Source organism: Corallococcus llansteffanensis, from assembly GCF_003612055.1.
Taxonomy (GTDB): domain Bacteria; phylum Myxococcota; class Myxococcia; order Myxococcales; family Myxococcaceae; genus Corallococcus; species Corallococcus llansteffanensis.
Map to the genome: position 1 here is coordinate 1 of NZ_RAWB01000350.1, position 10,656 is coordinate 10,656.

Sequence of the window (10,656 nt, forward strand, 5' to 3'; positions counted from 1 at the left end):
GCTCCAGGGCGGGCAGGTCGTCGCCGCGCAGCACGTCGCCGGGGGCCAGCACCACGGCGCGGGTGAGGACGTTCTCCAGCTCGCGCACGTTGCCGCGCCAGGGCAGCTGCGTGAGGCGCTCCATGACCTCCTGGGGCACGCGGGTGACGCGCTTGTGCACCTTCTCGTTGATGCGCTCCAGCATGTGCTTCACGAGCAGGGAGATGTCCTCGCGCCGCTCGCGCAGGGGCGGGATGAACAGGGTGATGACCTTGAGGCGCTGGTAGAGGTCCTCGCGGAAGCGGCCCTGGGCCACCTCGTCGGAGAGGGTGCGGTGGGTGGCGGCGATGACGCGCGCGCGCAGCTTCACGCGCTTGACGCCGCCCACACGCTCGAACTCGCGCTCCTGGAGCACGCGCAGGAGCTTCGCCTGGAGCATCAGCGACATGTCGCCAATCTCGTCCAGGAAGACGGTGCCGTCCTCGGCCAATTCGAACTTGCCGGGCTTGCCGGCGACGGCGCCGGTGAAGGCGCCCTTCTCGTGGCCGAACAGCTCGCTTTCCAGCAGCGTGTCCACGATGGCCGAACAGTTGATGCCGATGAAGGGGCGCGGCTCGTCGTAGGAGTAGTTGTGGATGACGCGGGCGATGAGCTCCTTGCCGGTGCCGCTCTCGCCCGTAATCAGCACGGTGGCGGCGCTGCCCGTCACCTTGCCGATCTCCTTCACCAGCTGCTGCATGGAGGCGCTGGTGCCCACGATGTCGCCCAGGCGGACGACGGCGTTCTCGCGGTGGACCTCGTCCGCGCGGCGCGACAGCTGGCGGTACTCCAGCGCGCGCTCCACGACGAGGTCCAGGGCGGCCGGGTCGGGGAAGGGCTTGTGGATGTAGTCGAACGCACCGGCCTTCATGGCCCGGATGGTCGTCTCCATGTCGTGGTAGGCGGTGACGAGGATGATGCGCGCGTCGCCGCACAGGCCCTTCATCTCCTCGATGATCTCCAGGCCCGTGCGGTCCGGGAGCATCATGTCCAGGATGACGACGCTGGGCATGTTCTCCTGGGCGGCCTTCAGCCCCGCGGCGGCGTTCGTGGCGGTGACCACCTGGTAGCGCGGCTGCCCGTCCTGCTCGATGTCCTCGAAGTGCATCGTGAGGGTTTCGAGCAGCGACACGTCGTCATCGACGATGAGGAGGGTCTCCATGGGGCTCTCAGGCTGCGAACGTCAGCGTGAACACCATCCCCGGTTCGGCGCTTCCTTCGGCCGCGACATCGCCTCCCACCCCCGTCATCACCCGCCGCAGGGCGGCCAGGGACAGCCCCGCGCCCCGCGCCAGCCGCGAGCCGAACGGGTCGAACAGCGTGCCGCGCTCCTCGGGGGGCAGGGCCGCGGCCGGGTCGTCCAGGATGAGGCTCACGTGGCCGGGGGCGGCCTGACGCAGGGTCACCTGCACACGTCCTTCCTCCGGCAGGCCCATGGCCACGTTGAGCAGGACCTGGGCGAGCACGGGCCTCAAGCGGTTGGGATCCACCCGCACGCGGGGCAGGTCCGCCTCTTCCTTCACGTCCACCTCGATGCGGCGCTCGGCGAGTTCGGGGGCCACCATGGCGGTCGCCTCCTGGACGACCGAGCGCAGCGCGTGGGCATCCAGGTTCGCGGCCCCCTCCCGGCCGTACTCGGACAGGAGCCAGAGCATGCGCTCCATGGTGCGGATCTCCCGGTTGGCGATGGTGAGCCGCCGCTTGTCGCGGTCCGACAGGCCGGTGTTCCGCGCGAGCGTCTGCACCGCCATCTTCACGGAGGACAGCGGGTTGCGGATCTCATGGCTGAGCGACGACGACAGCCGGGAGATCTGCACCGGGGGCGCGCCCTCCAGCACGGCGCCCAGGTCCAGCACGCCCGCGGCGGCCTCCTCGCCGTCCAGGCCCAGCACGAGGCGCAGGTGCGTGGGGGGCGTGCCGCCTCCCGGGGCCACGACGACGAACTCCACGCCCCGGCGGTCCTCCCGGGCGCGCGCGTCCAGCTCGCGGGCGCGCTCCTGGGTGACGCCGAGGGCCGTGTGCAGGGGGAGGCCCACCAGCGTGGGAGCCGCGCGGCGCAACACCGTGGCGCAGTCGCCCTCGGCGCGCGTCACCCTCAGGTTGGGGGACCAGGCGAGCTGTGCGGCTTGCAGGAGTTGGGCGTTCATTGGTGGGCCTGAAACATACCGGGTAAGGTTCCGCGCTGTCCCTATGTCCGGATCCGCGCGTTTTCCGAAGAACCTTGTGGCCGCCCTTCTGTTCCTCTCGGGGTCGACCGCGCTGGTTTATGAGCTGGTGTGGTCCAAATACCTGGGGAATGTCCTGGGCAACAGCGGCCAGGCCCACGCCGTGGTGTTGGCGACGTTCATGGGGGGGCTCGCTCTGGGCGCATCTGTCTTCGGGCGGACAGCCGACCGGGTGAAGAGCCCCCTGGCCCTCTACGGCCTGCTGGAGCTGGGCGTGGGGCTGTACGCCCTGGCGTTCCCCGCCGTGCTCCGCGCGCTGGAGGCGGGGTGGCTCGCGGTGGCGCCGAGCGTGCCGGAGGGCCTGCGCGTGGGCCCCCGCCTGCTCGTGGCCGCGCTATCGCTGGTGGTGCCCACGCTGCTCATGGGCGGCACGCTGCCGGCGCTGGTGAGGCACTTCGCGGCGAGCCTCGCGGGGGTGCGGCGGGAGCTGGCGCGGCTGTATGCCGTCAACAGCCTGGGCGCGGCGCTGGGAGCCTATGTCGCGGGCACGCGGCTGGTGCCAGCGGTGGGGCTGTCCGCGTCCGCGACGCTGGCCGCGGGACTCAACCTGCTGCTGGCGGTGGCGGCGCTGGCGCTCGCCCGGAGCCATCCGCCAGCGCTCGCCGGGGTCAGCGAGGCCGATGCGTCAGGTGGGGACGAGGTGGCCTACCCACGCCGCGCGGTGCGGGCCGCGCTCTGGGGAGTACTGCTGTCGGGCTTCACGTCGATGCTGTACCAGGTGACGTGGATCCGCCTGCTGTCCATCGTCCTGGGCGCGTCCACGTATGCCTTCACCCTCATCCTGACGGCGTTCATCCTGGGCATCGGCCTGGGCAGCTTCTGGCTGATGACGCGCAAGGAGGGGGTGGACTCGCTGCGGCTGTACGGGCGGACGCAGGTGGCGCTCGTGGTGAGCCTCTGCGTGGCCCTGCCGCTGTACGTGCGGCTGCCGCACCTGTTCCACCGGGCGGAGTGGCTGCTCACGCGCACGCAGGACGCGTGGCCGGTGTTCCAGGGGCTCACCTTCGCCTTCTGCTGCGCGGTGCTGCTCATCCCCACGTTCTTCATGGGCGCCGCGTTCCCGGCCGCCGCGCGCGTGGCCACGGCGAAGGTGTCCGAGGTGGGGCGCCAGCTGGGCGGCGTGTACCTGTGGAACACGGTGGGCACCATCACCGGTTCGGCGCTGGGCGGGCTGGTGCTGATGCCGTGGTGGGGCATGGAGGGCAACTTCGTCGCGGGCGTGGTGGCGAACCTCGCGGCGGCGGCGCTGGCGTTCAGCGCGGCTCCGGCGAAGGAGAACACGCGGTCCCAGCCCATGGCCGTGCCGTGGCGCGCGCTGTGGCCGGTGGGCGTGGCGGCGCTGCTGGCCATCGTGGTGCTGGGCGGTATGCGGGGCTGGGCGGTGCGCCTGAGCAGCATCGCGTCCATCCGGATGCACCAGAAGCCGCCGGACACGTACGCGGAGCTGGTGCGCAACATGGAGCGGGACATCCGCCCGGTGTTCTACGCGGACGACACCTTCGCCACGGTGCTGGTGGGCGACGTGCCGCGCGACGGGCACCGCTTCATGAAGCTCAACGGCAAGGTGGACGCCTCCAACGGCAGCGACGTGGAGACGCAGGTGGTGGCGGGGCACCTGGGCGTGCTGCTGCACGCGCGCGAGCCGGAGAACGTGCTGCTCGTGGGCGCGGGCGCGGCCATCACCGCGGGCAGCGTGCTGGCCCACCCGGTGAAGCACCTGGACATGGTGGAGATCTCCCCGGCCGTCATCGACGGAGCGCGCCTGTTCAAGGCGGACAACCGCAACGCGGTGGATGACCCGCGCACGCACGTGCACGTGGACGACGCGAAGACGTTCATGGCGCTCGCCTCGCGGAAGTACGACCTGGTGGTGAGCGTGCCCTCCAACCCGTGGGTGGCGGGCGTGTCCGGCCTCTTCACGCGCGACTTCTTCCAGACGGTGGACCGGCACCTCACGGATGACGGCGTGCTGGTGCAGTGGATCCACACGTATGAGAGCAACGAGGAGCTCATCCGGCTGGTGGTGAGGACGCTGCGCGACACCTTCCCGCATGCCACCACGTGGCTGGGCCCGCACGACCTCATCCTGGTGGCCAGCCGCAAGCCGCTCGTCTTCGACGCGGCGCGGGTGGCCGAGCGCATGGCCCGGCCCGAGGCGAAGAAGGACCTGGACCGCGTGGACATCCATGACGTGTTCGCGCTGTTGTCCAAGCAGGTGCACAGCGAGGCGGGGCAGCTGGCGTTCGCGGGGCCGGGGCCCATCAACACGGACGACCACAACGTGCTGGAGTACGCGTCCCCCATCGCCTTCTTCCTGGCGGACCTGGACGTGCGCGTCAAGGACGAGCGCCGCGCGCCGGAGTTGGGCCCGGGGCTGTTCCTGCACGACTACCTGCGCCAGCACCCGCCCACGCCCGAGCAGGCCGCGGGGCTGTACCGGAACATCGAGCGCTTCCACGCGGGCAATGATCCGATGGTGCGGGGCGTGGCCACGCTGTGGCGCTCCCTGGCGCCCCAGAGCCCGGACGCCGCGCTCGCCGTGGGCCGGGCGGCGCTCGCGCAGAACGACCTGACGATGGCGGCCTCGCTGCTGGAGCCCGAGATCGAGAAGGGGGGCCGCTCCCCGGAGCTGGTGACGGCCTTCCTCCAGCTCGTGACGGCGCGCGCCTGGGCCACCCGGACGGTGTGGACGCCGGTGAATGCCGACACGGCGCTCGCGCTGGGGCGCGACGTGGCGGCCCAGCACCCGGAGGACGCGGCGCTCCAGAAGGCCCTGCGCGGCCTGTGTGACGCCCTGCCGCAGAACGCGTGCGCGAAGGGGACCGCGAGCGCTCCGAAGACGCCTCCCGTCGTCACGCCCGGGGGCCCGTGAAACACCGCCCAAAACGCTGTTTCAAGGCCTCGAGCGGGTCCAGGTGCCTGGAATCATTGGCCTCATCCCCCCATCCTCCCGATGACGGATGGAGGTGCGGGTGGGATCGTTCTACTGTCCGTTTCGACCCTGACTCCCGCAGGGTGAGTTTCCCACCGCTGCACGACCCCCGGAGTTTCCCATGAAGACGCTCTCGAAGAAGCAGCAGACGCAGCTGCGCAAGTCCCGTGGTCAGGGTATGACCGAGTACATCATCATCGTCGCGCTGATCGCGATCGCCGCCATCGGCGTCATCACGCTGTTCGGCGACAACATCCGCCTGCTGTTCGGCGCCTCCGCGGCGGCCCTGGCCGGCGAGGACGACGTGACGAACGACGGCAAGGCGTCCAACGACCAGCTGAACAAGAAGACGATGAAGACGTTCGGCCAGAACAACACCGCGTACTGAGCCGCTTCGCTTCACTCGAATGGCAGGTCCCTCCAACTGGAAGGGCCTGCCATTTTCATTTGGACCGCTCGCGGACCCAGAGGACGTAGCCGCCGTCGCGCACCGCCTCGCGCCAGCCGCCCCGCTCGCGCAGGTGATCCAACAGCAGGTTGCCCGGGTTCACCGTGTCCCAGACGAGGTAGTCCGGATCATAGCGCTCCAGCGCCTCCTCCCAGCCGGGCCGCGACAACACCAGCTGCTCGTAGGCGTCGTGGATGGCGGGCGGGAACGGATCATTCCGGCTGTCGATGAAGACCTTGAACCCCGCTCCGGCGAAGTAGGAGATGGGGCCGCCCAGGATGAACCGGTTGAGCACCCGGCCCGGAGGCTGTTCGCGCAGGGCCTGGAGCAGGTGGACGGGGATGGTGGCGTGCGTGCGCGTCTCCACCGGCAGCGGCCGGCCCGCGTGCATCACGACGAGCGCCAGGAGCGCGATTCCCGGCCACAGCGCCAGGGACGTGCCGGCGCTCCAGGCGGAGAGCCCGCGCTCCATCCGGGCCCGTAGGCGCTCGAAGACGGAGGGGGACTCCGACGCGTGCGCCAGGCCCGCGTGCTCCATGAGCGCCAGGGCCAGGAGCACGGCGGCGAAGGGCGCGTGGCGCTGGACCTTCAGCGCGGCGATGCCCAGCACCAGCGCGGGGAGGAGCACGGCGATGCGACGCGCGCGGGCCCGCCCCACGACGAAGAAGAAGCCCGCGAAGAGGGCCAGGTAGGCCCAGCTCCACCGGTACTCCAGGTCCAGGGGGCGCCACTCGTAGATGGTCTGGGTGGACGGCAGCAGCGCATGCTGGAGCGGGTACAGGTAGATGTGGAGCCCGTCGGGCGACAGGCCCGCGACGAGGAACATCGCGAGCGCCGCCGCGAGCGCGCGCACGGTGCGACGGCGCGACGCGGGCGTGGGGTCATCCAGGGACTGGCCCAGCGCGGAGGACGCGAGGAGCGCGGGACCCAGGGGCCAGCTGCCGTGCAGGTTGGCCCACGCGAGGCCCAGCACGGGAAAGGCCCACAGCCAGCGCCCGTTCCCGGCCCGCCACGCCTGGAGGCCGAGGACGGCGAGGACGAAGAACAGCTGGCCGATGTGGAAGGGGCGCTCCTGGGGCCAGGTGGAGGACTGCACGCCCAGCACCAGGCCCAGGGCGACGAGGGCGAGGAGGTGTGCGTCGCTGGCTCCCGCGCGGCGCAGCGCCACGTGGAGCAGCAGCACGTTGGCGGCGATGAGGGCCGCGACGAAGAGCGCGGGGCCGGCCGCGCCCAGGGTCTTGAGGAGCAGGGCGCAGAGCACCCCGAAGCCCCACTCGTGGGGCACCCAGCCCGCGGTGCCCGTCAGGCTGAAGGGATCCACGCGGCTGAAGCCGTGCTCCAGGATGTAGCGCCCTCCGGCCAGGTGGAAGAACAGGTCGTAGCTGCGCAGGGGCTGGGCCGCGAGCCACAGCAGGAGCCCGCAGGCGAGCAGTCCCGCGGGCGCGGGCAGGTAGGGGCGGATCCGCATGGCTTTCGGTGGGACGCCTACCGCGTGTCGAACCCCAGCCGGCGCAACATCACCTGCCGGATGGAGGGGATGCGGAAGCGGAAGATGAACGCGTCCGCGAAGTAGTGCGCGAGCACCACCGCGAAGCCCAGCGACGTGAGGCCGCGAAGCAGGGGATGCGACCGCGCGCCGTCGCTGATGCCGAGCGTGCCGCGCGCGGGCCCGTCCAGCAGGAAGCCGTGCACCACGCCCAGCGCGAGCAGCGGGAGCATGGAGGCGATCATGGCGGGCCAGATGAGCTTGCGGCCCAGGCGGGGCGGGTCACCCTCGCGCGGCTCCAGCAGGCGCGCGGTGATGACGTAGTACTCCAGCCCGTGCATGCCCGGCAGCATCACGAAGCCCCACGGCGGGGCCATGAGCGCGAGCCCCGTCGCCGTCGCCATGCCCAGCAGGTAGAGCACCTTGGGGCCGCTGGCGGTGCCGGAGCGCAGCACGGTGCGAAACAGCAGCAGGAAGTAGCCGAACCAGATGGCGAAGAGCACGGGCAGCACCTGCCACGGCAGGACGACGCCCTGGCCCACGTCGAGGTAGGCGGGGGCGTTGGGCCGGGCCGACTCCGCGACGAAGAAGATGCGCGTGAGCAGGACCGACAGCATCAGCGGGACGTAGAGCTGCTGGAGCCGGCGCTCGAGCGGGGAGGGCGCGGGAAGTCCCGCCTGTCCGCCGCGAACGCCATGCAGCGACCACAGGCCCCGGTGCTGGGACAGGCCATGGTGCAGGCCGAAGACGTTGAAGATGACGGCGACGGCGAACAGGTGGACGTCGCGGTCCGCGTAGGAGGTGAAGAACAGCGCCGCGCCCACCGCGAGCATGCCCAGCGAGCCCGCGAGGATGTAGCGCGGCTGGTTCGGCGCGGCGTTCAGCACGTCCCGGTGCACGCCGAAGAGCAGGAACGTGAGCGCCACGTGGGTGGCGTTGCCGAGGATGTTCTGGGCCGTCCACGCCATCAGCCGGTGGGCGCCATCCGCGGCCAGGGGGGCCATGAAGGCGCTGGCCCCCGCGGCGGCCAGGGTGAGTGCGAGCGGGATGGCGAGGATGGCCAGGTCCGCCCCGGGGGAGAACAGCCACAGGCGACGGAAGCGCAGCGACCCTGGGGCGGCCGGCGCGTCCTGCGGGGTGGTGGTGGCGACTCCGGGGCTCATCGGTGTCATGGGCGGCGAAGTATACCGGGTTGCGCCGGCCCAAGAACCCGGCCTCCCGTGCGGCGAACACAAGTGCCCGCCAACCAGCCTCCCTACCTCGTGGGAGGGACAGGATTCTTCCTCGGCCCGGCCCCGTGCTAAAACGGGGATGTCCATGGAAGGCCGACTGCTGCTGAAGAACTGCGCCGTGTTCCGTGCGGACGGTCGCGTCCGTCACGGCATGGCCGTCGTGGTGGAAGAGGGCATCATCCGCCGCGTCGCGCCGGACTCCGAGGTGCCCGTGCTCCCCGGCGACTGGGAGGTGGCGTGTCGCGGCCGCCTCGTCGCCCCCGGCCTCGTGGACTGTCACTCGCACCTGGTCAACGGGCAGCTGCTGCCGCCCAACGGCGACTTCCTCCTGCGCCAGCCCCGCTCGCGGCTGGAGCGAATGCGCGGGGTGGCCAGCCTCCTCACCGCGGAGGACGTGGAGGTCCTCACCCGCTTCGCCGCCGCGCGCGCGCTGCTCGACGGCGTCACCCTCGTCGTCGACCACCTGTCGTGCCCCTCGGACGTCTCCGGGGGGCTCAACGCCCAGGCCCGCGCCGCAGAGGCGCTGGGGCTGCGCCTCGTCGCCTCGCACTCCACGCACAGCCTGGACGGCGCGGCGCAGGCCGACGCGCAGGCGGACGCCAACGCCGACTTCGTGCGCCGCCACCGCGACCACCCCCGGGTGCGCGGGGCGCTGGGCTTCCATGCGTCGTACACCTGCGAGGACGCGCTCCTGTCGCGCATCGCGCGGCTGCGCGCGGAGCTGAACGCGCCGCTCGTCTTCCACCTCGCGGAGAACGAGGACGACCTCTCCACCACCTATGCCACGTACGGCCAGCGCGTCGTGCCGCGCCTGGACGCGCTGGGCCTGCTGGGCCCGCATGCCATCGCCGGCTACCCCCGCGCCGTGGAGCGCTCCGAGGTCGAACGGCTGTCCGCCTCCGGCACCTTCGTCGCCCTCACGCCGCGCGCCTCCCGCTCGCTGGAGCGCGTGGGCGAGTCCGCGGACGGCCCGCTGTCCAGCCTCCACCTCGTGGGCCTGGGCACCGGCGGCCACGGCACGCTCCAGGAGGAGCTGAGCGCGGCGCTCGTCGGCATGGTGCACCTGGCCCGCTCCGGCCGGATGCCGGACCTGGACGACTCGCTCGCGCACCTGTTCATCAGCGGCCCCGCGGAGCTGTGCACCCGCCTGTATGGGCTGCCCTCCGGCGGCGTGGACGAGGGCAGCATCGCGGACCTCGTCGTCTACGACGCCATTCCCGCCGCCGACCCGGAGACGGGCTACTCGCCCTTCCTCCTGGGGCAGCTCGTCCCCGCGCGGGTGGCCTGGACGCTCGTGCACGGCCGGGTCTGCGTGCGCGAGGGCCAGCTGTTGGGCCACGACTACGTGGACCTGTCCCGCGCCGCCGCGGCGGCCCTGGCCCGCGTCTGGTCCCGCGCGCGGCTGGGCACGTAGGGTAGAAGGGGCGCGTGAGTGCCCTGCCTCCCCGCCTCGTGGACACCCTGCGCGCCGCCCGCGCCCGCCGGGGTGCGCTCCTCTCCGACGCCGCCACCACCGCCTTCCGCCTCTTGAACGGCGCAGGCGACGGCGTGCCCGACGTCACGGCGGACGTCTTCGGCGACGTCGTCGTGGTGAGCCTCTACCGCGACCTGTCCGAAGCGGAGGAGGCCACGCTCCTCGACGCCGCGGCCGCCGCCTGGACGCCCCGGAGCGTCTACCTGAAGCGCCGCCCCCGCGAGGCCCGCGTGCTGGCCAACGTGGCGAAGGACGCGCTCGCGCCGGAGGTCGCCGCCCGGGGGGAGAGCGTGGAGGACCTCGTCGCGAAGGAGAACGGCCTGTCCTTCCACATCCGCCCGGGCCAGGGCCTGTCCGTGGGCCTCTACCTGGACATGCGCGACACGCGCGCGTGGCTCCAGGCCCAGGCGCCAGGGCTCACCGTGCTCAACCTCTTCGCGTACACCTGCGGCTTCGGCGTGGCCGCGACCGCGGGCGGCGCGAAGCGCGTGCTCAACCTGGACGCCAGCCGCCGCGTCCTCGAGTGGGGTGAAGAGAACGCGCGCCTCAACGGCCAGGGCGTGGACCGCTACGACTACGTGGCGGGCGACGTCTTCGACTGGCTCCAGCGCCTTTCGAGGAAAGGGGAGGCCTTCGACGTCGTGGTCGCCGACCCGCCGTCCTTCTCCACCACCCGCACGACGCGCTTCTCCGCCGCGCGCGACTACTCCCGGCTGGCGGAGGCCGCCTCGCGCGTGGTGGCCCCGGGGGGACGCCTGGTCGCCTGCTGCAACCTGGCGGGCCTTCCGGTGCGCCGCTTCGAGACGATGGTGCTCGAAGGCGTGACGCGGGCGGGCAGGGG

8 protein-coding genes are annotated in these 10,656 nt (G+C 72.0%); 4 read left to right on the plus strand and 4 right to left on the minus strand.

Features of this window, described 5'->3' with window-relative positions:
- A partial coding sequence (locus D7V93_RS27670) for a sigma-54-dependent transcriptional regulator (protein WP_147451366.1) occupies window positions 1–1,180 on the minus strand: 1,180 nt, incomplete at its 3' end.
- Window positions 1,181–1,187: 7 nt separating this feature from the next.
- Entirely contained in the window at window positions 1,188–2,165 is a 978-nt protein-coding gene (locus D7V93_RS27675; RefSeq protein ID WP_120646247.1) for a sensor histidine kinase, read from the minus strand.
- Between the two features lie 76 nt (window positions 2,166–2,241).
- Here D7V93_RS27675 and D7V93_RS27680 point away from each other — a divergent pair, with 76 nt between their 5' ends.
- Together D7V93_RS27680 and D7V93_RS27685 are read left to right on the plus strand one after the other, a co-directional pair.
- On the plus strand, window positions 2,242–5,115 hold the full coding sequence (locus D7V93_RS27680) for a fused MFS/spermidine synthase (RefSeq protein ID WP_244237545.1): 2,874 nt from the start codon (window positions 2,242–2,244) through the stop codon (window positions 5,113–5,115).
- Window positions 5,116–5,296: 181 nt separating this feature from the next.
- On the plus strand, window positions 5,297–5,563 hold the full coding sequence (locus D7V93_RS27685; RefSeq protein WP_120609557.1) for a hypothetical protein: 267 nt from the start codon (window positions 5,297–5,299) through the stop codon (window positions 5,561–5,563).
- Between the two features lie 55 nt (window positions 5,564–5,618).
- Here D7V93_RS27685 and D7V93_RS27690 read toward each other — a convergent pair whose 3' ends face one another.
- A complete protein-coding gene (locus D7V93_RS27690; RefSeq protein WP_120646249.1) occupies window positions 5,619–7,091 on the minus strand; it encodes a hypothetical protein in 1,473 nt (490 codons plus the stop codon).
- Between the two features lie 17 nt (window positions 7,092–7,108).
- Window positions 7,109–8,272: a hypothetical protein gene (locus D7V93_RS27695; RefSeq protein ID WP_244237546.1), complete on the minus strand. Its 1,164-nt coding sequence runs from the start codon at window positions 8,270–8,272 to the stop codon at window positions 7,109–7,111.
- Between the two features lie 154 nt (window positions 8,273–8,426).
- Here D7V93_RS27695 and D7V93_RS27700 point away from each other — a divergent pair, with 154 nt between their 5' ends.
- Both D7V93_RS27700 and D7V93_RS27705 read left to right on the plus strand, forming a co-directional pair.
- Complete coding sequence (locus D7V93_RS27700) at window positions 8,427–9,755, plus strand: amidohydrolase family protein (RefSeq protein ID WP_120646251.1); 1,329 nt, start codon at window positions 8,427–8,429, stop codon at window positions 9,753–9,755.
- 14 nt (window positions 9,756–9,769) lie between these two features.
- Window positions 9,770–10,656 (plus strand): class I SAM-dependent rRNA methyltransferase (locus D7V93_RS27705; protein ID WP_147451367.1); only part of this gene is annotated, 887 nt, incomplete at its 3' end.

Excerpts from the sequence above, each read along its gene's own strand:
- D7V93_RS27675 (WP_120646247.1), bottom strand. The coding sequence starts at position 2,165 with ATGAACGCCCAACTCCTGCAAGCCGCACAGCTCGCCTGGTCCCCCAAC.
- D7V93_RS27690 (WP_120646249.1), bottom strand. The coding sequence starts at position 7,091 with ATGCGGATCCGCCCCTACCTGCCCGCGCCCGCGGGACTGCTCGCCTGC.
- D7V93_RS27695 (WP_244237546.1), bottom strand. The coding sequence starts at position 8,272 with ATGAGCCCCGGAGTCGCCACCACCACCCCGCAGGACGCGCCGGCCGCC.
- D7V93_RS27685 (WP_120609557.1), top strand. The coding sequence starts at position 5,297 with ATGAAGACGCTCTCGAAGAAGCAGCAGACGCAGCTGCGCAAGTCCCGT.
- D7V93_RS27700 (WP_120646251.1), top strand. The coding sequence starts at position 8,427 with ATGGAAGGCCGACTGCTGCTGAAGAACTGCGCCGTGTTCCGTGCGGAC.